Source organism: Ensifer sp. LC11, assembly GCF_001695835.1.
In the GTDB taxonomy this organism is placed as follows: domain Bacteria; phylum Pseudomonadota; class Alphaproteobacteria; order Rhizobiales; family Rhizobiaceae; genus Ensifer.
Window position 1 is genome coordinate 81,886 of the sequence record NZ_MBSO01000002.1, and the last position, 24,929, is coordinate 106,814.

Below are 24,929 nucleotides of genomic sequence, written 5' to 3' on the forward strand. Positions count from 1 at the left end.
CCCCGCCGCGGGAGAGGGTTAAGCTGACTGACTTTTCCGCTGATCGAGGGCGTCCAGATTGGATCCCCTCATCCCTGTGCTTGTCACAGGGATGACGGCGAAGTGTTTGCCGGTCTGCATTCCCTCGAACGCCCGCGCCAGACCACAATTTGCACCACCCGAAACCATAGCGCTTCGCCTCCCAATCCGTTATCAGCTTTTGAGAAACGGAAGCGGCCATGTTCACCCTCAAGCGCATCGAAACGGCAACCCAGGACATCAAGAAGAGCCGGTTTGTGGCAGTCGCCGCGCCCATTGCTGATGAACAGGCGGCGAAGGATTTCCTCGCGGCTCACTCCGACTCTGCGGCCAACCACAATTGCTGGGCCTGGCGCATCGGCCAGGCCTATCGCTTCAACGACGATGGCGAGCCGAGCGGCACCGCGGGTAAGCCGATCCTGGCTGCGATCGACGGACAGGAATTGGATGGCGTCGCGGTCGTGGTGACGCGCTGGTTTGGCGGCATCCTGCTCGGCAGCGGCGGTCTGGTGCGCGCCTATGGCGGCACCGCTGCGCTCTGCCTTCGGGCAGCGGAAAAGATCGAGATGATCGAGACAGTGCGCGCCACCTTCGCCTTCGATTTTTCCGACATGGCGCTGATCAAGGCGCGACTTCTCGCCCGCAACGTGACCGTCGTCGGCGAGAGCTTCACCGACAAAGGACCCGTCCTTTCCGTCGACTTGCGCAAGGACGAGGCCGAGGCGATCCTCGCGATGGTCGTCGATCTCAGCCGCGGCAAGGCAGTGGTTTCGCTCGAAGACTAGGACCTTTCGCAGCCGGCATGATCCAGGACCGCGCGAACGGGTGTCCGTCCGCAGCCTGCCCAATTTACTTGATCCGGTCAGTCATAATAAATGCGCTCCACCAGCCGTATGATTGACGGACATGCAACAGGAGACAGCACCATGAAGACGAGAGTTCTTGGCAAGACCGGCGCCACCATTTCCGAGATCGGCTTCGGCGCCTGGCAGATCGGCGGCTCCTGGGGCGATGTCAGCGAGGCGGACGGCAAGCGCGCGCTCAATGCCGCGCTCGATGCAGGCGTTACCTTTATCGACACCGCCGACGTCTATGGCGACGGCCGATCCGAAAAGATCATCGCAGCCGTTCTGAGGGAACGCGGCGGCCAAAAGCCATTCGTTGCGACCAAGGCCGGCCGCCGGCTCAGCCCGCATGTGACCGAGGGTTACACGGGCAAGAACATCGAGGCCTTCATCGACCGGAGCCTCGCCAATCTCGGCGTCGAGACGCTCGACCTCGTGCAGCTGCATTGCCCACCAACTGAGGTCTACTATCGGCCTGAGCTGTTCGGCGCACTCGACCAACTCGTCACCAAGGGCAAGATCCGCCACTATGGCGTCTCCGTCGAAAAGGTCGAGGAGGCGCTGAAGGCGATCGAGTACCCGGGCGTCGCCACAGTGCAGATTATTTACAACATCTTCCGCCAGCGGTCGCACGACCTGTTCCTCGCCGAAGCTGAGAAAAAGAATGTCGGCGTCATCGTGCGCGTGCCGCTCGCCTCGGGCCTGCTCTCCGGCAAGATCACCCGCGAGACGGCCTTTGCCGCCGACGATCACCGCAACTTCAACCGCCACGGTGAAGCCTTCGATGTCGGCGAGACCTTTGCCGGCGTGCCGTTCGAGACGGCGCTGGAAGCCGTCGAGCAGCTCCGTCCGCTCGTACCCGAGGGTGTGGTGATGGCGCAGTTCGCGCTTCGCTGGATCCTCGAGCAGAAGGCCGTTTCCGTCGTCATCCCCGGCGCCCGCAACGAGGCACAGGCGCAATCGAACGCTGCCGCCAGTGCGCTTTCAGCCATCGACGAGCCGACCAAGGCGGCCATCGCTGCGCTTTACGAGCGGCTGGTGAAGGTTCATGTTCATCACCGCTGGTGATTGACACCCTCGACCCACTCGGGCGCACCCAAGGGAGGTGCCGAGATGCCGGATCCCTTCGACCTTCAACGTTTCGTCGACGCCCAGAACCGCGTCTATGCCGCGGTTCTGGAGGAATTGCGGCGGGGGCACAAGCAGACCCATTGGATGTGGTTTGTCTTCCCGCAGCTTGCCGGCCTCGGTCATTCGCCGATGGCCGAGCGCTACGCCATTTCAGGGTTGGACGAAGCGTCAGCCTATCTTGCCCATCCGATGCTCGGGCCCAGGCTTCGGGAATGCACCCAGCTCACCCTTGCAGCTGAGGGGAAATCGGCCCACGACATCTTCTCAAGCCCCGATGACAGGAAATTTCGGTCATCGATGACTTTGTTTGCCGGGGTCGATAGAGAGGGAAGTCCGTTCGAACGGGCGCTGGTGCGCTACTTCGCGGGGGAACGGGATCAGCGCACCCTTGATCTGCTCGCGCAACTGCGTTGATACCGCATGCGCCGGTGCTGACACTGCGCCTTGGCCGCGACTAGAGGCCAGGCGTGGAGTGGATCAAGAAGAACAGGATCGTGAAGGCACAAACCGAAAGGCCAGCAACGATCACCAGAAGCTCTTTCATCATATAGCGATACATCAGCACCTCCTTCCCTTTAGCGGCCTCACTACCTCCTTCATATAGGAAGCCGACGGGCCAAGTTTCACATGCAGGCGTCAAAAGATCGTGAAAGCCTTTTTGGCTTCGTGAGCGGGACCGCCCTCCTCCAACGCCCTCGCTGGATTGCCGCGCCCACAACGTTCGCGGGCAATACAAACAACAATATGCTAATATATAAAATTGTCATCTACCTCGTTCGGAGGAGCAGTATTGACAGCAACACCGCGCCTTCGGATGAACCCGCTCAAACGCGACCTCGAAACCAACATTGCCCGCATGCTCGCGCTGATCGCGGAAGCAAGGCGGAAGTAAGCATGGAACCCGGAAGGAAAAACGCACCCCAACGAGCGAACGGATGGCCGCAACGCCGCGCTTGGCGGCGAGCATTTCAGCACCGTCATTGCCGACGACGGCCGCCTCAAAGGGTTTGCCCGAATGGATCTCGATCTGGTTGGCGGCAAATTGCCAACGCGCGAAGAAGCACAGGCGATCGCCATGGATTTCCTGCGCGAAGCAGCACCCGACCTCTTGCCGGCACTCAGCATCAGCTGGATCGACGCGCATGACTAGCCGTTGCAGGTGACTCGGAACGGGCACACTGAGAACCTGACCCTCACGGGCATGAAGGTCAAAATGCGCAACACTGCCGACGGCCTCTGGATGTGGGTCATCGTCGGCGCGGATCGCAAGGTAATGGTCTTCGAGCGCGACATTCACTGGATCCGGTTCCCCGGCCACCGTGGAACGGAAAAATGGCTGCATGACGCCTGGCTTGCCGAGAAAGGATACACCGTCCGCCAATCCTGATCGTTGGCTGAAAGCGAGGACCCGGGCGCCATGGTCCAATGACCGCTGGGGGTACTGATAAAGGGGGCTGGCAGTTCGCCTGCCAACGCCAGGACGGCGTCGCATGATGGCGCAAACACACCCAGGGAAATCGAAGCGCGTCGCGGAACTCAGGGTCGCGGCGCGCAACCGAAAATACAATCCGCAAACGCAACAGCGAGAACGACCCGAAAAACACGGGCGCACATCGCACTTGCTAAGTCATTGAAAGAAATGGCGCACCCGAAGAGATTCGAACTCCTGACCCCCAGATTCGTAGTCTGGTGCTCTATCCAGCTGAGCTACGGGTGCTTTTGCCTGAAGCGGTCGAACCGCTTGCGTGAGCGGTTCTCTAAAGGGTCCTTTCGGGGATTGCAAGCGCCGTTCGGCAAAAAATTTCATTTTTACGACGACACCCCCGCATTGCTGTGGACGGAGGTAACCGCGCCGGCGCGGCAACACCCTGCAATGCAGGGCACCGGCGCGATTGGCACCGGAGGCAAAAAAACATGATGCGCGGGCCTGCGTCCATGCCGCCTGCCTCGGATCAGGAAAGCGATTGTCCGTTCGAACGGCGCGGCTTCGCGCGGAAAATCGATTCACGCGCTTCCGGCAGGAGCCTAGTGACGGAGTTTCGAGCGGAAAGCGTCGAGTGGCACAGGCCGATCGGGCAGCTCGATGCGGAAGAGCGTGCCGGGCGTCGGCTTTTCCACGAGCGCGATCGTGCCGCCATGGGCAAGCACCAGCTCGCGCGCAATCGCAAGGCCAAGCCCTGTGCCACCGGAGCGCGCCGAGCCGCGGAAGGCGGCAAACAGGTTCTCCCGCGCCTTGGGCGGCATTCCAGGACCGGTGTCGTCGACGGAGATGGTGACGACGCTGCCGATGCGCATGGCGGAGACGGCAACGATCCGTGGACGGCCATCCTCCGTCTCATGGCTGGTCAGCGCCTGCACGGCATTACGGCAGATATTGTGCACCACCCGGAAGAGCTGCTCGCTGTCGGCGTCGACTTCGAGGTCATCCTGCATCTGGATCTGGAAATCGATGCCGGACTGCGGATCGATCGCCAACAGCTCGGCAACATCGGAGACCAGCGGCTTCAGCGCCACGAAGCGCCGGTGCGGCTCGGCTTCCGTCGTGCGGCCATAGGACAGAACCTCGCGCGTATAGCCAACCGCCCTGTCAATGGTACGCAGCAGGGTCGGCGCAAAGCGCTTGACCACGGGGTCGTCCACATCTGCCAGGCGGTCCGAGATCAGCTGTGCCGAAGACAGGATATTGCGCATGTCGTGGTTGATCTTCGACACGGCAAGGCCGAGTTCGGCAAGGCTCTTCTGCTGCTTCAGCGTCTTCTGCAATTCGCGCTGCATGCTGGCGAGATGCTGGCCGGCAACGGCGAGCTCGTCGCGCCCCTCCGGTGGCACGAGCACTCGCCCGGGATCGGCCGGGTCGTTGGAAAATTCCTGCATGTTCGCCGTCATCCGCCGGATCGGGGTGATCAGCATGCGGTTGATGGCAAGAAAGATCAGCGCCGCGGTGATCAGTGAAATGATAAGCGACAGGACAAAGACGTTGCGCGAATAGACGAGCATCGCCTTGCGCAGGCTCGCGTCCTTCATCAAAAGTTCGATCGTCGCATCGCTTTCACCGAGCGGCCCATAGACACGGATCACGCGGTCGCCGCCGAAAAGCAGGGTATCGAATGCATCGCGGATCGCCGCGACGGCAGTGGAGTTGGCGACGTCGTACTCGCCTTCAATCTCAAGCGGCATGTCGGTGAGCGCGATCATACGCGACGCATCCTTGCGACGGATGACGATCGCCTTCGTGCCCGTCGCCATCAGCGTGTCCTTCTGCACGCTGCGCGGCAGCTCGACGTTCTGCAGTCCATCAACGACAACGGCAGCCGCAGCGGCCGTGTTCAATCGGTCCTCAAGCCAGCGAATGCGCATGGTCGCGACCGAAGGAACAAAGATCAGCACTTCCGCCAGCATGACGAAAACGATCGTCAGCAACAGCAGCTTGCCGGAAAGACCACGGAAGAACCCCGCACCCGCCTTGAGGGCCTCGTTGGCGTTCGCCTGACGCGCTTCTTCCGTCATGCCCAAGAACATTCCTTGCCAGTCAGATCGAAGCGTCGGGGGCCCGGTCGTGGGTCCTGCCGCGACGTTTCGCGATAGCCCATAATAGGAGAAGGCTGCCGGATTTCCAATCTCGGAGGGCTCGAGCGGGGTGCGACATAGCCGCGGACCGCTTTCAACGTCGCGCCGCCCTCAATCGCAAGAAACCACATTCTGATCATCCTCTCCCCAAACATCCGTGCAGGCGCGCTCAATTCTTCGGCAGACCGACCCAAATCGGTCCAAGCAGATGCTTCGACACACGACCGCCTCGCCAAGCCTTCTGCGCAGATTCCTGCACCGCGTAAGTCACCCAGGGAACAACGCGTAGATCCTCCCCGGTCAGCTGTGGACCGGGTCGCAAGAATGCTACCGCGGCGACCCTAAGTCAGAGGTTGCCGGAAAAGAGAAACCCGCGGCACCGTGACGGCACCGCGGGCTCTCATCACTTGGCTGTGCAAGCCGCCGATCAGAATTCTTCCCAGTCGTCCTTGGCGGCAGCGGTCGCGGCACCGCCGCCAAAGGCCCGGGCGACGTTGCCCATCATGCGTCGCGCCGGCGATGCGACCGGCTGGGCGGTCTCGCGTGCCACGGCGATCGGCCGTACGGCTGCATTGTCGACCTTGAAGTAGGCGATCAGGCTCGCGAGATTGTTGGCCTCGGCAGACAGCTTGTGGGTGGCCGCATTCGCCTCCTCCACCATGGCCGCGTTCTGCTGGGTCACCTGGTCCATCTGATTGACCGCGGTGCTGACTTCGCTGAGGCCCGTCGACTGTTCACGCGCCGCCGTTGCGATCGAGTGGATGTGATCGTTGATCTTGAGGACCCGCTCCTCGATTTCGCCGAGCGCCGATCCGGTCTCCTGCACCAGGCGGACACCGGTTGCGACTTCGCTGCCGGACTTCGAGATCAGTGACTTGATGTCCTTGGCGGCACTTGCCGCACGCTGGGCGAGTTCGCGAACTTCCTGCGCGACGACCGCAAAGCCCTTGCCCGCGTCACCGGCGCGTGCCGCCTCGACACCGGCATTCAGCGCCAGAAGGTTGGTCTGGAAGGCGATTTCGTCGATCACGTTGGTGATCTGGCCGATCTCGCTCGAGGCCTGCTCGATGCGGCCCATGGCATCGACGGCATTGCGCACCACGGCAGCCGACTGCGCCGCGCTGTGCTTGGCTTCGTTGACCATCACGGTTGCTTCCTGCGCCCGTTCGGTCGAGCTCTTTACTGCAACTGTGATCTCATCAAGCGCGGCCGAGGTCTCCTCGAGCGCTGCTGCCTGCTGTTCCGTCCGCTTCGACAGATCGTCGGCAGCAGAGCGAAGCTCGGAAGAGTTGCCGTTGATCGAGTCCGTGGTCACGCGGACCTCGCGCAGCGTCTTCTGCAGGGTGGACAGCGTCTCGTTGACGTTTTTCTGGAGTTCGGCAAAGGCGCCCTGGAAATGACCGTTCATGCTCTGCGTCAGATCACCGGCGGCAAGGCTCGCGACCACCCGGCGGGTCTCGGCGATGCCGGCGTCGACACTGCCGACCAGCTCGTTGACGCTTGTCGCGAAGCGGTTGAGATCGTCGTTTTCATAGTCCTTGCCGATGCGCTTGGTGAAATCGCCGGCCGCAGCGGCAGCCACGACGACGCCGATGCTGGACTGAAGATCGGCGCTCTTCTCGCGCAAGACTGCCTCCTGCGCATTGAGATCGCGCACGGCAAGACCGTTCTGCTTGAAGACCTGAACGGCCGCCGCCATTTCGCCGATCTCGTCCTTACGGTCAGCGAAGGGCACGTCGGCTGCAAGATCGCCGCCAGCCAGCTGCTTCATCTTGCCGGTCAGTTCAAGGATCGGGCGGCTCAAGTGGTTCGTCGCGATATAGAACGCGGCGCCGATACCGGCGGCCAGGCCAAGACCAGCGATGCCGAGAATGGTGACGATGACCCAGCGTTCAAACGTCGCGACTTCAACTGTCACCACGTCGAGCGTCTTCAGGTTGATGTCGACAACGCCGTCGATCTGCTGCTGGAACGCCTTCCGGTTCGCGCGGTTGGCATCGGTGTTGCCTTGCTCGTTGGCGGCCTGCGGCGAGACCTCTTCGCCAAGTCGCGCCGTCTCGACGCGGAAGGTCTTGAACTCCGCCGCGCGGGCGACCAGCGTATCGAATGACGCTTTCGTTTCGGCGGGAATCAGCGGACGCCACTCGGTGAGCAGCGTGTCGATCTTGTCGAGGTTCTTGCGAATGCCCTCGGCAAAGGGCTTCGCCTTCTCGACGGTCGGGGCGGCGTAGATGCCGCGCGATTCCATGACGACCGCGGTCACCAGACGGTTGAGGCGCTCCGCGTTGAAGGCGCGCTTCGCAACATTCTCGTACTGGTGGAATTTCTCGTTGTACTTGGTGACAGCAACCAGCGACATGCCGGTAACCGCAACCGCCAGCACACTCATGATGCCGACGATTAGATTGATCTTACCGCGTATTTTCATCCCGACCTCCACAAGGCCGAAGACCCGTCCGATTATCGGACATGTCACGACCCCATTGCACCGCCAGGACCCTAAAATAGGCGTGGTTAATAAAGGTCATCGCGGCGGACCGGCATTCTGGGGAGGCCGGGTTAGGTCTCTGTTTACCAATCTCCGCTAGCGGATCCGCCTTTGCGCCCGCGACACCGCGTCCATGACGACCGCAGCCGAATTTGCGGTTCGCGCATGTTGAATCGCCGACCGCAATTGACTTTGCGGGAAATTTCCCCTTATAAGCCGCGCACGTCCGGTCAAGCCCTCCTGCCCGCAAGGCGGAGCCGTGTCCGGTAACGTAAACGCTCCTTGCTACACGCAAACCCAAGAAGGGCCGCACACCGCGGTATTAAATAAATGAAGCGTACCTACCAACCGTCCAAGCTTGTTCGCAAGCGTCGTCACGGCTTCCGTTCGCGTATGGCTACCAAGGGTGGCCAGAAGGTCCTCGCAGCCCGCCGGGCTCGTGGCCGCAAGCGTCTTTCGGCTTAAGCCGAAACTGCCCGAAACCAGTGTCCGGGCACATGACGTCAGATAAAGACAAAAAGACTGTCGGGCGGCTGAAAAGCCGTCCGCAGTTTTTGGCCGTTCGGGCAGGAGAAGGTCGCAGAGGCCCGTTGTTTCTCCTCGAAGTGCTCGACCGCAACGATCCGGAGGGCGAGGCCCGCGTCGGCTTCACCGTTACCAAAAAACACGGCAATGCCGTCGAGCGAAACCGGATGCGCCGACGCCTGAAAGAGGCGGTGCGGCTTTCCGCCGGGTTTGCAATGAAACCCGGACACGACTATGTGATTGTCGCGCGACGCGATCTCCTGAATGCCCCCTTCGACGCCTTGACCCGGGGCCTTCGCGAGCGCATCGAAAACAAGCCGAAACAGAAGCGGCCGCCGGCCGGTTCCAGGAAACAATGATGGAAAAAAACCGCAACTATTTCGTGGCGATTGGCCTGTCCGTGCTGATCCTCATCGCCTGGCAGTTCCTTTACGTCAATCCGAAGATTGAAAAGGAACGCATCGCTGCGGAAGCGCTGCAGGCCCAGCAGGCGCAGTCGCAGTCGGCTACGCCGGCGCAGCAAACGCCGGGCCAGGCACTGCCCGGTGGCGGCGCAATTCCGGGCGCGGGTGAAAATCGCGACCAGGCGGTTGCCAAATCGGCGCGTGTGGCGATCGACACGCCGGCGCTTTCCGGCTCCATCAACCTGACCGGTGCACGCTTCGACGACCTGAAGCTCAAGGAGTACCGCGAGACGGTCGACCCGAAGAGCCCGGTCATCACCCTCTTCAGCCCCGCGGAGACGACCGACGGCTACTTCGCCGAACTCGGCTATGTCGGCAGCGATGCGACCGGCACGGTACCCGGCCCGCAAACCGTGTGGACGCTTTCGGGCGGCGACAAGCTGACCGCCGCGACCCCGGTAACGCTCACCTTCACCAACGAGAAGGGCGTCACCTTCACCCGTACGATCTCGGTCGACGACCACTACATGTTCCAGGTCGTCGACAGCATCAAGAACGGTGCCGCCGAACCTCTGACGCTTTCGTCCTATGGCCGCGTGACCCGCTTCAACAAGCCGACGACGCCGAGCGTCTATGTGCTGCACGAAGGCTTCATCGGGGTTACCGGCGAAAACGGGCTGCAGGAGTACGGCTATTCGAAGATCGAGGACGACAAGTCGGTCGAACCGGGCAAGGCAACCGGCGGCTGGCTCGGCATAACCGACAAGTACTGGGCGGCAGCGATCGTCCCGCCGCAGGCGACGCCGTTCGACACCCGTTTCTCGCACTTCACCGATGGCCGCGCGCGCTACCAGAGCGACTATAAGAGCGACGCGGTCACTATAGCGCCCGGCCAATCGTCTGAGATCAAGAACCTCATCTTCGCTGGCGCCAAGGAAGTTCCTGTCGTCGACAATTACGAAGTGGCCTATTCGATCCCCAATTTCGACAAGCTGATCGACTGGGGCTGGTTTTACTTCATCACCAAGCCGATGTTCAAAATGATGGATTACTTCTTCCGTCTGTTCGGCAACTTCGGCATCGCGATCCTGATCACCACGATCGTCGTCAAGCTCATCTTCTTCCCGCTCGCCAACAAGCAATATGCGTCGATGGCGAACATGAAGAAGGTTCAGCCGAAGATGGAGGAACTGAAGAAGAAGTTCGGCGACGACCGTATGGGCCTGCAGCAGGCGATGATGCAGCTCTACAAGGACGAGAAGATCAATCCGCTGGCCGGCTGCTGGCCGATCCTGATCCAGATCCCGGTGTTCTTCGCGCTCTACAAGGTGATCTACATCACCATCGAAATGCGCCATGCGCCGTTCTTCGGCTGGATCCGCGACCTGTCCGCCCCCGATCCGACGACGGTCTTCAACCTCTTCGGCCTGCTGCCCTACGACGTGCCGGTCTTCCTGCATCTCGGCGTCTGGCCGATCGTCATGGGCATCACCATGTTCGTGCAGATGCGCATGAACCCGACGCCTCCGGACCCGACCCAGGCGATGCTGTTCACCTGGATGCCCGTGGTCTTCACCTTCATGCTGGCATCGTTCCCGGCCGGCCTCGTCATCTACTGGGCCTGGAACAACACGCTTTCGGTCCTGCAGCAGTCGATCATCATGAAGCGACAGGGCGTGAAGATCGAGCTCTTCGACAATCTGAAGAGCCTGTTTTCGAAGAAGCCCAAACCGGCCGAATGACGCCGGCAGCCACACCACCTTCCAAGGCCCCGGATCGCAAGGTCCGGGGCCTTTTCTTTGCACGGCCGACGTGCGACAGACCGCGGCGCGGATGCGAGCGCTGGCAGGCGCCAATCCGTTACACTGCACCATTCCTTCGGCGAGCCGCATCATGACGCACCAAACCGCCCCGTCCACCCCGGTCGCCGCCAGCGAAAAGCTCGGTGCTCTGCTCGTCTTCGGCTCCGCCTTCTTCTGGAGCTTTGGCGGCGCGATTGCGCGGTTTCTGGATATTCCCGACAGCTGGACAATCGTCTTCTGGCGCTGCCTGTTTGCCGGCCTGTTCCTGCTTGCCTTCATGCTGGTGCGCGACGGGCCGCGCGGTACGCTCGCACTCTTCAAGGGCATGGGCTGGCCGGGCATCGCCGTCGGGCTCTGCTTCACCATCGCCTCGACGTCCTTCATCATCGCCATATCCTATACGACGATCGCCAATGTCGTGCTGCTCGGTGCCGGCGTGCCGTTGTTTGCAGCGCTGTTGAGCTGGGTTCTGTTCCGCGAGCGCGTCTCGCGCTTCACCTGGGGGGCAATCACCGCCGTGATCGTCGGCGTCGGGATCATGGTGTCGGAGAGCCTGACGGGCACCGTCTCGCCGGTCGGCGACGCGCTGGCGCTGCTGATCCCAGTCGTCTTCGCGCTCGCCACCGTGATTACCCGCCGCTACCCGCATGTACGCATGACGCCGGCAACCTGCTTCGGTTGCTTTGCCGCCAGCGCCATTGCCGCAAGCCAGTCGTCCGGGCTTTCGGTGACCGGAGGCGAACTCGCCCTGCTCTTCGTTTTCGGCGCCTTCAACCTCGGGCTAGGCATGGCGCTTTTCGTCACCGGCGCGCGGCTGGTGCCGTCCGCACTTGCGGCTCTGCTTGGAACCGCCGAGACCGTGCTCGGTCCTGTCTGGGTCGCCATCATCCATGGCGAAGTGCCCAGCGGCCGGACAATCATCGGCGGCACCTTCATCTTCCTGGCGCTGCTTGCCTATCTCTTCAACGAGTTCCGGCGCCAGCAAGGCATTCCCACGCGACCGTTGCGCACGCCGACGCCTTGACATCCGCGGCCAAAACCGGGAAGCCATGGCTTTCTCGTTGAAGGAACGAACCACCGATGGCCGAAACCAGACCCAAAGACGACAAGCCGCTGTTCGGCCGGCCGTGGATTTTCATTCGCGGCGTTCCCGCCATGAAGTTCCTGCCGCCGGAAGGCCCGGCGGAAATCGCCTTCGCGGGCCGCTCGAATGTCGGCAAGTCGTCGCTGATCAATGCGCTGGTCGGTCACAAGGGGCTGGCGAGAACCTCAAACACGCCCGGCCGCACGCAGGAGCTCAACTACTTCGTGCCTGATGGCTTTAGCGGCGAAGCCGACGACCTGCCGCCGATGGCGCTCGTCGACATGCCCGGTTACGGCTATGCCCAGGCGCCAAAGGACCAGGTTGACGCCTGGACGAAGCTCGTCTTCGACTATCTGCGCGGCCGCTCGACGCTGAAGCGCGTCTACGTACTGATCGACGCCCGTCACGGCATCAAAAAGAATGACGAGGACGTGCTGAACCTGCTCGACAAGGCCGCCGTCTCCTACCAGATCATTCTGACCAAGACCGACAAGATCAAGGCGGCCGGCGTGCCGAGACTGGTCGCCGAAACGCTCGACAAGGTCAAGAAGCGCCCAGCCGCCTTCCCTGAGGTTCTCTCGACCTCATCGGAAAAGGGCGAGGGTCTTGAAGACTTGCGAGCAGCGATCGGCGTGGCGATCGAACGGTAAGGCCAATCCGGGAGGCGTGGGCGACGAGTTCTCTCCTCACAACTGCGCCAGGGGGGCCGGCCTCCCGAAAGTCTTTGATCTCTGTCACTACCCCGACATGCAAACTGCTCTATCTCTGCGTTGCGCCTGCAACCACGGTGCGCTCTAAGACAGGAGAGAAACATGTCCGATTTGATCGTTGTCGGGTTCGACACGCCCGATGAAGCCGACAAGGTCCTCGTCAAGCTCGCCGGCCTGAAGAAAGAATACCTGATCGATCTCGAAGACGCCGTCGTCGTCGTCCGTGACGCCGAAGGCAAGGTTCATCTCAAGCAGAGCCTCAATCTGACGGCAGTCGGCGCAACGTCGGGCCTGCTCTCCGGCTCCATCTGGGGCGGGCTTGTGGGCCTGCTCTTCCTCAATCCGCTCGCGGGCTTCGCGATCGGCGGCGCTCTTGGCGCCGGGGCCGGCGCTCTTTCCGGGTCGCTTACGGACTACGGCATCGATGACGAATTCATCAAATCGCTCGGCAATACCATTCCCAACAACTCCTCGGCGCTGTTCATTTTGGTGCGCAAGGTGCAGCCGGAAAAGGTACTGGCGGAGTTCCCCAACGTCCGCGGTCGCGTGCTGAAGACGTCGCTCTCGCCCGAGCAGGAGCAGAAGCTGCAGGCGGCGCTCTCCGGTGCCAATGCAGCTTCGCCGACCGCCGGCTCGTTCTAACCGCTTGCTGAGGCAGCCCTAGCCGACCGCCGGCACGAAGGTCAGCGCCAGGCCATTGATGCAGTGGCGCTTGCCGGTCGGCGGCGGTCCGTCGTCAAAGATATGACCGAGGTGACCGCCGCATCGGCGGCAATGGCATTCGGTGCGGGTCATGAGCAGCGAAGTGTCCTCCCGCGTCGCGACCGCACCCGAGAGCGACTGCCAGAAACTCGGCCAGCCCGTGCCGCTGTCATACTTCGCCTCGGAGGAATAGAGGGGGAGCGCGCAGCCCGCGCACTGGAAGGTACCCTTGCGCTTTTCGTGGTTGAGGGCGCTGGTAAAGGGACGCTCCGTATCTTCGTGCCGCAGGATACGATACTGGTCGTCCGTCAGGATCGCCCGCCACTCGTCATCTGTCTTGACGACTTCGAACGTCTCCGTGCCTTTTGCCCGCGCAAGAGGCGTAAAGCCGCGGAAGGCTATTGCTGCGGTGAACGCAGCGCCCGCCATCAGGAAGACGCGCCGGGTGATCATGCAACCCTCCCATTCGGCCCCAGATCACGTCAAAGCATAGTGGCTGGTGGTGAAGACCGCAAAACAATGGCGATCAAAGCGCCGTGAGCCTGGAGCGAAAAAACCACCGGCCAGACGGCCGGTGGCAAGACGCCGAGATGATGGACTGGCATCCCGGCAGCAGGTCGCAGGGCTGCGGTGCTCACGTGCAACCGGTCGCGTGCGCAGCATTTCGCTTGCGACCCGACTGCGAACCGCATCAACCCTTCGGCAGCAACACCTTGTCGATCACATGAATGACGCCGTTCGACTGCTTGACGTCGGCGATCGTCACGGTCGCGGTGCCGCCGGTCTCATCGGTCAGCGTCAGCTTGCCACCGTCTTCCTTAGCCTTGAGGACGCAGCCGCCGACTGTCTTCACGTCATGCGCACCGCCATCGTCCTTGATCATGCCTGCGATCGCCGACGCCATCGCATCGGCGGCAACGACGTGGCAGGTCAGAACCTTGGTGAGTTTGTCCTTGTTTTCCGGCTTCAGCAGCGTTTCGACCGTGCCGGCAGGCAGCCCATCGAAGGCCGCATTGGTCGGCGCAAAGACCGTGAACGGGCCTTTGCCCTCCAGGGTTTCTACCAGTCCGGCTGCCTTGACGGCGGCGACCAGCGTCGTGTGGTCCTTGGAATTCACGGCGTTTTCGACGATGTTTTTCTCCGCATACATCGGCGCGCCACCGACCATCGGATTTTCGGCATGGGCGACAAATGCGCTTGCCGCAAGAACGGACGCTGTCGCGAGAGAGCGGATAACAGACGTAAACATCTTTCTCTTCCTTCCTTTGAGGGAGGCGACGGATGAGCCGCCCCGCCGAAGCTGCCGTTCCCACCGCGGGAACATGACAAGCAACGGAAGCGCTAGAGAAAGAGTTTCAGGAATTTTCCAAAAACCTATCAGATTGATAAATAAAGATATTTTTTGGTTACGACGTGAGTTAGAGGCTTCGCGCCTTCCCAAGCGCGATGATCGGTCCGGTTGCCGATCCCGTCGGCGATCCGCCCAGCGGTTCGACGCTGACGGCGAGAACCGAGCCCGCCGAAATTCTCGCCTGGAAGGCCGACGGAACGGCAATCTCGCCCTCGCCGGACTGCGGCAGCACGCCGAGCGATATCGCCGGATTGCTGCCATTGATCAACCAGAGTTCGAGCGATTTCTGTTCCGCCTGCCGTGCTGCAACCGGCGTCACCTTCAGGCGCCCCGATGCGCGGTCGTAGCGGGCGACGAGATCGACGGCGCTGCCTTTTCCCGTCAATTCTGCGATGAGCGGTGTGCCCGCCGACGGCTCCTTGAACAGGCCCGCCATCGAAGCGCCCATCACCACAAGCGCTGCAAGCGACGCCAGGGCCAGACCCCGCCAGACCGCCAGCGAATTCCAGAGCCCGCGGCGCGGCTGTATCGGCTCGGGCTGCGACGTTTCGAACAGCCGCCGTTCGATCGCCGAGAAGGCTCTGGGTGGCGGCACCACCAAATCATAGGCCTCGTCGAAAGAAGACAGGTTGCTCTGCCAGCGGTCGACCATGGCCGCGAAATTGCGATCCGAGGCGAGACGGGCCTCGACCTTCCGGCGGTCGTCGGCAGACAACACGCCGAGCACATATTCGCCGGCGATGACCTCGTCGCGGCGAAAGTCTCTGCCCTCTGGGGTTGGTGCTGTCATCGCTCCATACACTCTCGTAACTTCAGGAGGCTACGCCTCAACCAAGTCCGCATCGTGTTCAGCGGCACGGCGAAGATATCCGCCAGCTCCTGATAACTCAGCCCTTCGACGTAAGCACTCCGCACCGCTTCCGCGCGGTCCTTCTCAAGCTCCTCCATGCAGGCGTCGATCCGCCTGCCCTCAGCTCTTACGACTGCCGAATTTTCCGGATCGGCAGCAGGATCAGCCAAATCGTAGGCTTCGTCAATCACGTTGGCGGCCGGTTTGCGCGCCCTGATGAGATCGATCGCCTGATTGCGCGCAATTGCTGCCAGCCAAGAGGTTGCCGCCGCTTGTCCTTGGGAGTAACGGCCGGCGCGCTGCCAAATCTTGACGTAGATTTCCTGCAGCGCTTCTTCCGCTTCGCCCCGATTCCCGAGAATACGCAGGCAGATGCCGAAAAGTTTCGGGCTCGTCTGCCGGTAGAGCTCGGCAAAGGCATCGCGATCGCCGAGCGAAACGCGGCCAAGCAGCCCGGCTAAATCCTCGTCGATCATTCGGCGCGCGCCCCAAAACCTCGTCCACCTTAGAGATAGGGCGCAGATCACAATGGGCCAGCCATGTCGTCATTCCGGCTTTATCTTGTTCGCCGATCATTCCATCGGTCCGGAACTTGCGCTAAACAGCAGCCGGTATTTTTCGAGGGTCCGCCATGTCCGCCAATGAAAGTGAAATTCAGGCACGCCTGCTCACCCAGGCCCTGCCCTACATGCAGCGCTACGAGAACAAGACGATCGTCGTCAAATATGGCGGCCACGCCATGGGCAACAGCGAGCTCGGCCGCGCCTTTGCCAGCGACATCGCGCTCCTGAAGCAGTCGGGCGTCAACCCGATCGTCGTCCACGGCGGCGGCCCGCAGATCGGCGCGATGCTGACGAAGATGGGCATCGAATCGAAATTCGAGGGCGGCCTGCGCGTCACTGACGAGAAGACCGTCGAGATCGTCGAGATGGTGCTTGCCGGCTCGATCAACAAGGAGATCGTCGCGCTCATCAACCAGACGGGCGAATGGGCGATCGGCCTTTGCGGCAAGGACGGCAACATGGTCTTTGCCGAAAAGGCGCGCAAGACCGTCAAGGATCCGGATAGCAACATCGAGCGCGTGCTCGATCTCGGCTTCGTCGGCGAGGTGGTCGAAGTCGACCGCACGCTGATCGACCTGCTCGCCCGCTCGGAAATGATCCCGGTCATCGCACCGGTGGCGCCGGGCCGCGACGGCCACACCTACAACATCAACGCCGACACCTTCGCCGGCGCCATCGCCGGTGCGCTGAACGCCACGCGCCTCCTGTTCCTCACCGACGTTCCGGGCGTGCTCGACAAGCAGGGCAACCTGATCAAGGAACTTTCGGTTTCCCAGGCCCGCGCACTGATCGCCGACGGCACGATTTCCGGCGGCATGATCCCGAAGGTCGAGACCTGCATCGATGCGATCAAGGCCGGCGTCCAGGGCGTCGTCATCCTCAACGGCAAGACCGCCCACTCGGTGCTGCTCGAAATCTTCACCGAGCGCGGCGCCGGCACGCTGATTGTGCCCTGATCAGCCTCAACGACCTGTGTCGCAGCAACAAAGAAGCGGGAGACGGCATCGGCCTTCTCCCGCTTTTCTTATGAGGGGCGAAGCGAGATCAGGCCTGATAGATCTCCACCGCCGCTGCCTTCAGCTTTTCCATCATCACCCGGTAAGGGCCCGGACCATGGCTGACACGGGCGACACCGGCGCGGGCGAGCGCCTTCAGGTCGGGCGCGGCCGGCCGCATCATGATATTGACCGGCAGGCTGGAGGCAGCACAAACCTTGGCGATCAGTTCCTCGTCCACCAGCCACGGCACGAAGAAGCCGTTGGCGCCCGCTTCGGCATAGGCCCTGCCGCGGGCGATCGCCTCGTCGAGGAGGCCGGCATGCCGCGTCTCGTCACCCTCCTGCAGGAACAGGTCGGTGCGGGCGTTGATGAACAGCGGGATGCCGCGACGGTCGGCCATTTCGCGAATGGCGCGGATGCGCGCCGCCTGTTTTTCGATGGCATGGACGCCGCCCTTGCCGACCACCTGGTCCTCGAAATTGATGCCGATGGCGCCGACATCGAGAATGCGGGAAACGTTCGCAGCACCGGTCGCCGGATCGTCGGAATAGGCTCCTTCGAAATCGACGGTGACCGGCAGCTCCGTCGAGGCAACGATCAGCCGGGCGATATCGGCAAGCCAGGCCATCGGCACCTTCTCGCCATCGCCGAAACCATGAGCAGCCGCCACCGACCAGCTTCCGGTCGCAAGCGCCTTGGCGCCAGCCTCCGCCACCGCCTTGGCGCTGCCGGCGTCCCAGATGTTGTAGAGCACCACCGGATTGCCCTTCTGATGCAGGGCCGCAAAGGCGAGCGCCTTTTCCTTCTGGTTCATTGCATTTCCTCCGCGAACAGGCTGACAGGTTTCATCTTGGCCTCGTGCCGAAGCAGCCACTGTTTCCGCCAGAGCCCACCGCCGTAACCCGTGAGCGAACCGTCCGCGCCAAGGCAGCGGTGGCAGGGAATGACAATGGCAATCCGGTTGGAACCGTTGGCCTTGGCCACGGCACGTGCGGACTGGATCGTAGCGACCTCGCGGGCAATGTCACCATAGGAACGCGTTCCTCCGACGGGAATTTTCACAAGCTTCGCCCAGACGTTGCGTTCAAAAGGAGTGCCTCCGGGCGCGAGCGGCGTTTGGAATCCGCCCGTCTCGCCGGCGAAATAGGCTTTCAGCTCCCCTTCGATCTGATCGATCGGCGCCGTTCTGCCGGGCACGATGGCCGAGCGCGTCGTTCGCTTCAGCGCCTCCAGTTCCGCCGGCAGCGCCTTGCGTTCATGGAATTCCAGCAGATGGAGGTGTGTCGCATCGGCAACCGCGACCATCGGCCCGAGCGGCGTCTCGATCCAATCGGAAGAAAGCAATGCCCGCCCCTGGGCCGCCGCCGGCGCGTCGCCCAGCAGCCGCTGGAAGGCAGACCGAAAGCCGCTCGGAGATTCGTAGCCGGCTTCGAGTTGCGCGTCGATCACCCGTCCGCCGTCGGCAAGCTGGCGAGCGGCCAGACCCAGACGACGATGCCGCGCCAGATCAAGGAATGTGATGCCGAGACTGCGTTTGAAGGCGCGCCGGACTGTCGAAGGATCGAGCCCGCGACCGACGATATCGCCCTCGCTCCATCGACGCTCCGGCGCTGCTTCCCAAGCCTGCAAAAGCTCTTCGACCATCGGATCCTTGGCACCGAACGTGGCCAGCGGCCGGCAGCGCTGGCACGGCCGGAAGCCCGTTTCCAGGCACGTACCAATCGAATCGACAAAGATCGTGTTCTCCCGCTTCGGCTTGCGGGCGGGGCAGGACAGGCGGCAGAAGACGCCTGTCGTCTTGACGCAAACGAAGGCAGAACCTTCGTATTCGGTGCTTCGCGCAATCAATGCGTCGTAGAGCGTCTCATCGGAGGGAAGGTCGAATAGCATGCCGCGGTTCTACCATGCGCAGCGACCGATCGGCGCCGGTTTTCGGGCATCTATTTTTTTTCAGATGAGCACGAGTTTTCAGATTAGTACGAGCATCACAACGCCGAGCACGATCAGCAGGCAGCCGAGCAGTTCCAGCCGGTTGATCCACTCGCGGAAGATGAAAAAGGACGAGGCGAAGGTGAAGAGCATTTCCACCTGCGCCACGACCTTGACGACCGCCGCCTGCTGCAACGTCATCGCCATGAACCAGCCGAAAGAGGCGGATGCGCCGACGAAACCGACGACAAAGGCCGGCTTCCAGGCGGCAGCAATGCGCGGCAGCTCGTCACGCTCGCGCAGCACGATCCAGATGAGCATGACCACGGTCTGCAGCAGGATGACGAAGCCGAGAGTGTAGCTCGCCTGCATGATGTAATCGGGTGCCGGCAGGCTCGGCGCCAGCGCCAGCGAGGCCGAGCGGTAAGAAACGGCCGACAGGCCGAAGAAAGTGCCCGAGAGCAGACCTATTCCAGCCGTGCGGCTGAACACCGACGTCACCAGCGTGCGTGCGCTCAGGGTCGTGCGCGCAACCGAGATCAGCATTACGCCGACGACGGAGATGGCGATCGCCACGAGCGTTCCCTGGCTTGCCTTCTCGCCCAGAAAGATCAGCCCGAAGAGTGCGGCCTGCGCCGGCTCGGTGCGCGAATAGGCGGTTCCGACCGCGAAGTTGCGGAAGGAAAAGAGATGGACGAGCAGGAAGGTCGCGGCGATCTGGGCGAGCCCGCCGATGACAGCCCAGAGGAAGAAGGTGCCGTTTGGAACCGGAAGCGGGCGACCCGCCACCTGCCAGAGCAGAAACAGATAGAGAAAGGCGAACGGCAGGCCGAAGCCGAAGCGCACGAAGGTCGCGCCCGTCGTGCCCATGACGCCTTTCAGGTGTTTCTGCATTGCGGAGCGGACATTCTGAAGGAAGGCCGCGGCGACAGTGATAAGAACCCAGGTTTCCATGGCTGCGAGCTAGCACGCAGCTCGTAACATTGCCAAGGCCCCGTGCTAGCAAGCGATTCAGTCCGCCTTTTCCGGAACCTCCGTCAGTTCAACGGATTGACTGATGGTGATCCGCGGCGCCTCGTCCTCGAACGTCTTCACCTTCTGATCGTAGTTCGGCGCGAGTGTGCCCAAAACGCGATCCCAGAAGGAGAAGTAGTTGGCGTAATTGTACTTGAATCCCGAATGGTGCTGGTCGTGGAACGTCGTGCACAACAGAGGGGACGGGTGACGCGCAGTCGAGGTTGCGAAATACTCGAAGCCGCAGTGTCCGATCATGCCGTTGAAATGTTCGAACAGCCGATGCCCGATAAGGATCGCCGGCGGAAACGGCACGACGAAAACAACGACGGCCGAAAAGCTCTGCAAGAGGAAGTTGTCGAAGACATCCTCCGAATAGGTACTCCAAATCGTCGGCGCAACGCTTCTGTGATGCAGCGCGTGCAGCGGATAGAGCCACCTGGTGTGCAGCAGCCGGTGCATGAAATAGAACCAGGCATCGTAAAGGATCATGCTGAGCACGAAGAGCGGCACCGCCCACCACCAGCTGAAATCCCAGGGCGCTGGCGCCCAGCCCTTCTGTTGCGCGTAGAGGCCGATCGTCAGCGGCAGGCAGGCGCTGAACATCGATTTGAGGCTCTGGCGGATCTCGGCCTTGCGCCGCTTGTCGGAGCCGCGTCCTTTCTGGATTTTTCGCTCGGGATTGCGCTCGTTGAGCCATGTGATGCCGTAGCCGAACGCGAAATAGGTCACGACGGTGAACGAGTAGAATCCGAACAGAAACAGCAGATAGAACACTTCGTCCGACATTGGCATCCGCATCCCCGAGCCAAACACCGCGCGAGCGGGAAGATGCCACGCGCTATCGGCAATTCAAAGTGGGATTCTATGCGCCAGCATTGCGCCCCGGCGCGGCGCGTCAGTATTTTCTCGTTTGCCGCCATCCGTCGCCGTGTCATAAGGCGGTCATGAAAAAGCTCGACCGCCTGCCGACCCGTTCCGAATTCGCCCACGTCACCGACTGGGTCTTCGACCTCGACAACACGCTCTATCCGCACCACGTCAACCTGTTTGCGCAGATCGACCGCAACATGACGGCTTATGTGGCGAAGCTCCTGTCGCTTGAGCCGGCCGACGCCAAGAAGCTGCAGAAAGACTATTACCGCGACCACGGCACGACGCTCAAAGGCCTGATGATCCATCATGGCGTCGATCCGAACGACTTCCTCGAGCAGGCGCATGCGATCGACTATTCGATCGTTCCTGCGGACCCGGCGCTCGGCGAAGCGATCAGGTCCCTGCCTGGTCGCAAGTTCATCTTCACCAATGGCAGCGTGGCGCATGCCGAAATGACGGCCAGGGCGCTCGGTATCCTCGACCATTTCAACGACATCTTCGACATCGTCGCAGCTGATTTCGTGCCCAAGCCGGCCGGCGAGACCTATGACAAGTTCATGAGCCTGCACCGGGTCGATACCCGCAACGCGGTCATGTTCGAGGACCTGCCGCGCAATCTCCTGGTGCCGAAGGCGCTGGGCATGAAGACGGTGCTGCTGGTGCCGCAGAACCTCGAATACACATTTGCCGAGTCCTGGGAGAAGTCGAACGATACCGACGAGCAGATCGATTATGTGACGGAAGACCTCACCGGCTTCCTGCGCCACGTCATCTCCGATCTCTGACGGACACAATTTGGCCGGCAAAAAACCTCTTTCCGGCCAATGACTTAAATTACCAAAGTTTAACTGGTGCAGCGCGTTTCACCGTCTATCCTTTCGATCAGAGACAACCCGATCGAAAGGAAGCATGATGCCGAACAAGATCCTGATCCTCGGCGTGACCGCGCTCTCCGTCGCCGTCACCGGAATGGCCGGCCCCTCCTTTGCCGCGCGCGAAAAGATGACGCCTGAGCAGCGGGGTGAACGCATGATCCAGCGGCTCGACACCAACAAGGACCAGAAGGTTTCGCTCACCGAGTTCCAGGCGCGGATCTCCGACAACTTCAAGACCTTCGACGCCAATGGCGACGGCCAGATCAGCACCGAAGAGATGAAGGCGAAGCGCGAAGCCTTCCGCGAGGCGCGCCAGGCCTGGCGCCAGGCCAAGGACAAGACCGGCGCCGAGCGCGAAGCGGCCCTTGCCAAGATGAAGGAGGTTCGCCCCGCGATGCTGCCGGGTCTACGGCCGAAGGCCTTCAAGAGCGTCGACACCGACGGCAACGGCTCCTTGAGCACGAGCGAAGTGTCGAGCGCCGCGGAAGCCATGTTCAAGCGCCGCGACAAGAATGGTGACGGCGTCATCGACGCGGCCGACTTCACCAAGAAAATCTGACGGGAGCATCCCCCTCGTTCCACCGCCCGGTGGAGTGGCTCCTGCCTGACCCATAGCCCCTTGCAACCCGCGCAAGGGGCTATGTGTGTTTTCAAGGCGCGCGCCTAGCGGCGGCCGTTCGCCATCGGCACCGACTTCGGGTCGACGGTCTCGTAGAAGCGGGCAATGATGTCCCAGGCCTCGTCCGCCGTTTCGACGAAATGGAAGAGATCGACATCGTTCGGCGCAATCGTGCCGAAATCGGCAAGCGCCTCGAAGTTGATGATCGAGCGCCAGAACTTTTCGCCAAACAGAATGAGCGGAACCAAAGCCAGGCGCCCGGTCTGCATCAACGTCATCGTTTCGAAGAGTTCGTCCAGCGTGCCGAAGCCGCCGGGGAAGACGGTGACGGCCTTGGCCCGCAGCAGGAAGTGCATCTTGCGGATGGCGAAGTAATGGAAGTTGAACGACAGCTCCGGCGTTACGAAGCGGTTCGGCGCCTGCTCGTGCGGCAGCACGATGTTGAGGCCGATCGACGGCGCACCGACATCGTCGGCGCCGCGGTTGCCCGCTTCCATCACACCCGGACCGCCGCCGGTGACGACGACATATTCCTTGTGATGCAGCTTGGCCGAATGCTCGGAGCAGATCCGCGCGAACTTGCGCGCCTCATCATAGTAGACCGATGCGGCTTCGAGGTTCTTGCGCTGTGTCTCATTTTTCGCCGCCCATGCGTCGCCGCCGGGCTCGGGAATGCGAGCGCCGCCGAACATCACCACGGTCGAGTTGATGCCGCGCTCTTCCAGGATCATCTCGGTCTTCAGCAGTTCGAGTTGCAGCCGGACCGGGCGCAGTTCCTCGCGGCAGAGAAAATCGTCGTCGATGTAGGCGAGGCGATAGGAGGGCGAGGCCGATTGCGGCGTGACCGGAACCGTCATAGCCCGCTGCCGGCTCTGCGAGCTGTCGGCCAGTGGATCCCAGACCCCGTCCTTGCGGCGCAGAGCGCGCTTCTTCATGCGTGCCATCGTGTGTCGTCTTTCCCGTCGCGTTCCGGACAATCGGCATCTCGTCCAGACGCGTCCTATCCTCAATCCTCGGTCATGAAGGTCGCCAGCGCATCACGGCGCTGCGGCGGCCTTTGCGCGTCCCGAAAGGGTACGCGGCGCTGTAGTGCCGGAGTCGCCTCAGTTTGCCAAGCCCCGGCCACCCAAGGGACCTGAAAAGCCCTTCAACTTTTCAGGATCATGTTCTGCAGCGTCGCATCCAAGGACGTGTCAAGATCACAGCAGCAGCTAGATCTGCTGCATAATTTTGTCCTTAAATCGATTCCGATTTTGGGATTTATGCAGTAGAGCTTTCGCAGGATAACCGCCGAACTTTAAGGAATTCCGATGACGAACCACGACCTCGCCTCCCTGTCGCAGACGATCGAAGCCGCCTTTGAAGACCGCGATTCCGTCAACACCGGCACACGCGGTGCGGTGCGCGATGCCGTGGAAGCGGCTCTCAACCTGCTCGACAGCGGCAAGGTCCGCGTCGCACAGCGCGGCAAAGACGGCGTGTGGACGGTCAATCAGTGGCTGAAGAAGGCCGTGCTCTTGTCCTTCCGCCTCAACCCGATGGAAATCGTCAAGGGCGGCCCGGGCCAGTCGGTCTGGTGGGACAAGGTACCGTCGAAGTTCGACGGCTGGAGCGTCAACGAGTTCGAAAAGGCGGGCTTCCGCGCCGTTCCGAACTGCGTCGTGCGCCGCTCGGCCTACATCGCCCCCAATGCGATCCTGATGCCCTCCTTCGTCAACCTCGGCGCCCATGTCGGTGAAGGCACGATGGTCGACACCTGGGCCACCGTCGGCTCCTGCGCCCAGATCGGCAAGCACGTGCATCTTTCGGGCGGCGTCGGCATCGGTGGCGTTCTGGAGCCCATGCAGGCCGGCCCAACGATCATCGAAGACAATTGCTTCATCGGCGCCCGCTCGGAAGTCGTCGAGGGCTGCATCGTGCGTGAGGGCTCGGTCCTCGGCATGGGCGTCTTCATCGGCAAGTCGACCAAAATCGTCGACCGCGCCACCGGCGAAGTCACCTACGGCGAAGTGCCGCCCTACTCCGTCGTCGTCGCCGGCTCGATGCCTTCGGGCTCTACCATGGCCAACGGCCAGCCGGCGCCGAACCTCTATTGCGCCGTCATCGTCAAGCGCGTCGATGAGAAGACCCGCTCCAAGACCGGCATCAACGAATTGCTTCGAGACTGATCCGATGACGCCGGAGGGGCCGCAGCCGAGCATGACCTGGCTGTTCTTCAGCCCCTCCGGTCGCATCGGCCGTCTGCCCTTCTTCCTCTCCTGGCTGTTCTGGTGCCTGATCGGCGGCTTCATGGTCGCCAGAATGGTCGCCAACGAGGAGAACGAGACAGCGCTGGTGCTCTGGACTCTGGCCTTCGTCGTTTCGAGCCTCATTTCGCTTCCCTCGATCGCCATGCTGGCAATCAAGCGCCTGCACGATATCGGCTACCCGGGTCCGCTGTCGCTCTGCCTGTTCATTCCGGTCTTAAGCCCGATCGTCTTCATCGCCCTTTGTCTCTGGCCCGGTACGCCCGGACCCAACGAATTCGGCGCCCATGGCGACGAACCGGGCCCCTAGATCGGCCAGACAGGACACGGGC

General features: G+C 62.0%; 27 protein-coding genes and 1 tRNA gene. 16 read left to right on the forward strand and 12 right to left on the reverse strand.

Annotated features, from left to right (window positions below; all coding sequences use genetic code 11):
- The first annotated feature begins 218 nt into the window (after nt 1–218).
- The 5 genes from BBX50_RS01365 (at nt 219) to BBX50_RS30370 (ending at nt 3,381) form a co-directional block, all read left to right on the forward strand.
- Nucleotides 219–803 carry a YigZ family protein gene (locus tag BBX50_RS01365; RefSeq protein ID WP_065773530.1) on the forward strand — a complete coding sequence of 195 codons (585 nt, stop codon included), beginning with the start codon at nt 219–221 and terminating at the stop codon, nt 801–803.
- 141 nt (nt 804–944) lie between these two features.
- Nucleotides 945–1,931 (forward strand): aldo/keto reductase, encoded by a 987-nt coding sequence (locus BBX50_RS01370; protein WP_065773531.1) that lies wholly within the window; start codon nt 945–947, stop codon nt 1,929–1,931.
- Nucleotides 1,932–1,976: 45 nt separating this feature from the next.
- Nucleotides 1,977–2,408 (forward strand): DUF1810 domain-containing protein, encoded by a 432-nt coding sequence (locus tag BBX50_RS01375; RefSeq protein WP_065773532.1) that lies wholly within the window; start codon nt 1,977–1,979, stop codon nt 2,406–2,408.
- Nucleotides 2,409–3,009: 601 nt separating this feature from the next.
- Nucleotides 3,010–3,144: a hypothetical protein gene (locus tag BBX50_RS30920; RefSeq protein ID WP_274534049.1), complete on the forward strand. Its 135-nt coding sequence runs from the start codon at nt 3,010–3,012 to the stop codon at nt 3,142–3,144.
- A gap of 63 nt (nt 3,145–3,207) precedes the next feature.
- On the forward strand, nt 3,208–3,381 hold the full coding sequence (locus BBX50_RS30370) for a hypothetical protein (RefSeq protein WP_201723537.1): 174 nt from the start codon (nt 3,208–3,210) through the stop codon (nt 3,379–3,381).
- A 253-nt stretch (nt 3,382–3,634) separates the two neighbouring features.
- On the opposite strand, the gene BBX50_RS01385 is transcribed toward BBX50_RS30370, so the two are convergent.
- The 3 genes from BBX50_RS01385 to BBX50_RS01395 all read right to left on the reverse strand — a co-directional run bounded on the left by BBX50_RS01385 (nt 3,635) and on the right by BBX50_RS01395 (nt 7,989).
- Nucleotides 3,635–3,711: transfer RNA gene (locus BBX50_RS01385), tRNA-Arg, on the reverse strand.
- Nucleotides 3,712–4,019: 308 nt separating this feature from the next.
- Complete coding sequence (locus BBX50_RS01390) at nt 4,020–5,501, reverse strand: HAMP domain-containing sensor histidine kinase (protein WP_065773533.1); 1,482 nt, start codon at nt 5,499–5,501, stop codon at nt 4,020–4,022.
- A 487-nt stretch (nt 5,502–5,988) separates the two neighbouring features.
- Nucleotides 5,989–7,989, reverse strand: a complete 2,001-nt coding sequence (locus BBX50_RS01395) for a methyl-accepting chemotaxis protein (RefSeq protein ID WP_065773534.1) — start codon at nt 7,987–7,989, stop codon at nt 5,989–5,991.
- A gap of 390 nt (nt 7,990–8,379) precedes the next feature.
- On the opposite strand from BBX50_RS01395, the gene rpmH reads away from it, so the two are divergent.
- The 6 genes from rpmH to BBX50_RS01420 all read left to right on the forward strand — a co-directional run bounded on the left by rpmH (nt 8,380) and on the right by BBX50_RS01420 (nt 13,216).
- Nucleotides 8,380–8,514: a 50S ribosomal protein L34 gene (rpmH, locus tag BBX50_RS29135; protein ID WP_077962533.1), complete on the forward strand. Its 135-nt coding sequence runs from the start codon at nt 8,380–8,382 to the stop codon at nt 8,512–8,514.
- Nucleotides 8,515–8,534: 20 nt separating this feature from the next.
- Nucleotides 8,535–8,933: a ribonuclease P protein component gene (gene rnpA / locus BBX50_RS01400; protein WP_065773535.1), complete on the forward strand. Its 399-nt coding sequence runs from the start codon at nt 8,535–8,537 to the stop codon at nt 8,931–8,933.
- Complete coding sequence (gene yidC, locus BBX50_RS01405; RefSeq protein ID WP_083213865.1) at nt 8,933–10,720, forward strand: membrane protein insertase YidC; 1,788 nt, start codon at nt 8,933–8,935, stop codon at nt 10,718–10,720. The genes rnpA and yidC overlap by 1 nt, the downstream gene beginning before the upstream one ends.
- 151 nt (nt 10,721–10,871) lie before the next feature.
- Nucleotides 10,872–11,804 (forward strand): DMT family transporter, encoded by a 933-nt coding sequence (locus tag BBX50_RS01410; RefSeq protein WP_065773537.1) that lies wholly within the window; start codon nt 10,872–10,874, stop codon nt 11,802–11,804.
- Between the two features lie 56 nt (nt 11,805–11,860).
- The gene (gene yihA / locus BBX50_RS01415) at nt 11,861–12,514 is read left to right on the forward strand and encodes a ribosome biogenesis GTP-binding protein YihA/YsxC (protein WP_065773538.1); all 654 of its coding nucleotides are present in this window, start codon (nt 11,861–11,863) and stop codon (nt 12,512–12,514) included.
- Between the two features lie 162 nt (nt 12,515–12,676).
- Nucleotides 12,677–13,216, forward strand: coding sequence for a DUF1269 domain-containing protein (locus BBX50_RS01420; RefSeq protein ID WP_065773539.1), 540 nt, complete (start codon nt 12,677–12,679; stop codon nt 13,214–13,216).
- Nucleotides 13,217–13,234: 18 nt separating this feature from the next.
- Here BBX50_RS01420 and msrB read toward each other — a convergent pair whose 3' ends face one another.
- From msrB to BBX50_RS01440, 4 genes are all read right to left on the reverse strand, one after another.
- Nucleotides 13,235–13,729, reverse strand: a complete 495-nt coding sequence (msrB, locus tag BBX50_RS01425) for a peptide-methionine (R)-S-oxide reductase MsrB (RefSeq protein WP_065773540.1) — start codon at nt 13,727–13,729, stop codon at nt 13,235–13,237.
- 238 nt (nt 13,730–13,967) lie between these two features.
- Nucleotides 13,968–14,525 (reverse strand): fasciclin domain-containing protein, encoded by a 558-nt coding sequence (locus tag BBX50_RS01430; RefSeq protein WP_065773541.1) that lies wholly within the window; start codon nt 14,523–14,525, stop codon nt 13,968–13,970.
- A gap of 169 nt (nt 14,526–14,694) precedes the next feature.
- Nucleotides 14,695–15,417, reverse strand: coding sequence for an anti-sigma factor (locus BBX50_RS01435; RefSeq protein ID WP_065773542.1), 723 nt, complete (start codon nt 15,415–15,417; stop codon nt 14,695–14,697).
- The gene (locus BBX50_RS01440) at nt 15,414–15,953 is read right to left on the reverse strand and encodes a sigma-70 family RNA polymerase sigma factor (RefSeq protein ID WP_065773543.1); all 540 of its coding nucleotides are present in this window, start codon (nt 15,951–15,953) and stop codon (nt 15,414–15,416) included. The genes BBX50_RS01435 and BBX50_RS01440 overlap by 4 nt, the downstream gene beginning before the upstream one ends.
- A 155-nt stretch (nt 15,954–16,108) precedes the next feature.
- Between BBX50_RS01440 and argB the strand changes: the two genes are divergently transcribed.
- Nucleotides 16,109–16,996 (forward strand): acetylglutamate kinase, encoded by an 888-nt coding sequence (gene argB, locus BBX50_RS01445; RefSeq protein WP_034797321.1) that lies wholly within the window; start codon nt 16,109–16,111, stop codon nt 16,994–16,996.
- 88 nt (nt 16,997–17,084) lie between these two features.
- On the opposite strand, the gene BBX50_RS01450 is transcribed toward argB, so the two are convergent.
- The 4 genes from BBX50_RS01450 to BBX50_RS01465 all read right to left on the reverse strand — a co-directional run bounded on the left by BBX50_RS01450 (nt 17,085) and on the right by BBX50_RS01465 (nt 20,770).
- Nucleotides 17,085–17,852, reverse strand: coding sequence for an isocitrate lyase/phosphoenolpyruvate mutase family protein (locus BBX50_RS01450; RefSeq protein WP_065773544.1), 768 nt, complete (start codon nt 17,850–17,852; stop codon nt 17,085–17,087).
- Entirely contained in the window at nt 17,849–18,928 is a 1,080-nt protein-coding gene (locus BBX50_RS01455; protein WP_065773545.1) for a trifunctional transcriptional activator/DNA repair protein Ada/methylated-DNA--[protein]-cysteine S-methyltransferase, read from the reverse strand. Before BBX50_RS01455 ends, BBX50_RS01450 begins: the two co-directional genes overlap by 4 nt.
- A gap of 78 nt (nt 18,929–19,006) precedes the next feature.
- A complete protein-coding gene (locus BBX50_RS01460; protein ID WP_065773546.1) occupies nt 19,007–19,921 on the reverse strand; it encodes a DMT family transporter in 915 nt (304 codons plus the stop codon).
- Between the two features lie 57 nt (nt 19,922–19,978).
- Nucleotides 19,979–20,770, reverse strand: coding sequence for a sterol desaturase family protein (locus BBX50_RS01465; RefSeq protein WP_065773547.1), 792 nt, complete (start codon nt 20,768–20,770; stop codon nt 19,979–19,981).
- 158 nt (nt 20,771–20,928) lie between these two features.
- Between BBX50_RS01465 and BBX50_RS01470 the strand changes: the two genes are divergently transcribed.
- Nucleotides 20,929–21,642: a pyrimidine 5'-nucleotidase gene (locus BBX50_RS01470; RefSeq protein ID WP_065773548.1), complete on the forward strand. Its 714-nt coding sequence runs from the start codon at nt 20,929–20,931 to the stop codon at nt 21,640–21,642.
- A gap of 127 nt (nt 21,643–21,769) precedes the next feature.
- Nucleotides 21,770–22,291: an EF-hand domain-containing protein gene (locus BBX50_RS01475; protein WP_161490895.1), complete on the forward strand. Its 522-nt coding sequence runs from the start codon at nt 21,770–21,772 to the stop codon at nt 22,289–22,291.
- Nucleotides 22,292–22,395: 104 nt separating this feature from the next.
- On the opposite strand, the gene BBX50_RS01480 is transcribed toward BBX50_RS01475, so the two are convergent.
- The gene (locus BBX50_RS01480) at nt 22,396–23,295 is read right to left on the reverse strand and encodes an LOG family protein (RefSeq protein WP_065773550.1); all 900 of its coding nucleotides are present in this window, start codon (nt 23,293–23,295) and stop codon (nt 22,396–22,398) included.
- Nucleotides 23,296–23,661: 366 nt separating this feature from the next.
- On the opposite strand from BBX50_RS01480, the gene dapD reads away from it, so the two are divergent.
- Together dapD and BBX50_RS01490 are read left to right on the forward strand one after the other, a co-directional pair.
- Nucleotides 23,662–24,519 (forward strand): 2,3,4,5-tetrahydropyridine-2,6-dicarboxylate N-succinyltransferase, encoded by an 858-nt coding sequence (gene dapD, locus BBX50_RS01485; protein WP_065773551.1) that lies wholly within the window; start codon nt 23,662–23,664, stop codon nt 24,517–24,519.
- Nucleotides 24,520–24,523: 4 nt separating this feature from the next.
- Entirely contained in the window at nt 24,524–24,907 is a 384-nt protein-coding gene (locus BBX50_RS01490) for a DUF805 domain-containing protein (protein WP_065773552.1), read from the forward strand.
- Nucleotides 24,908–24,929 lie beyond the last annotated feature (22 nt).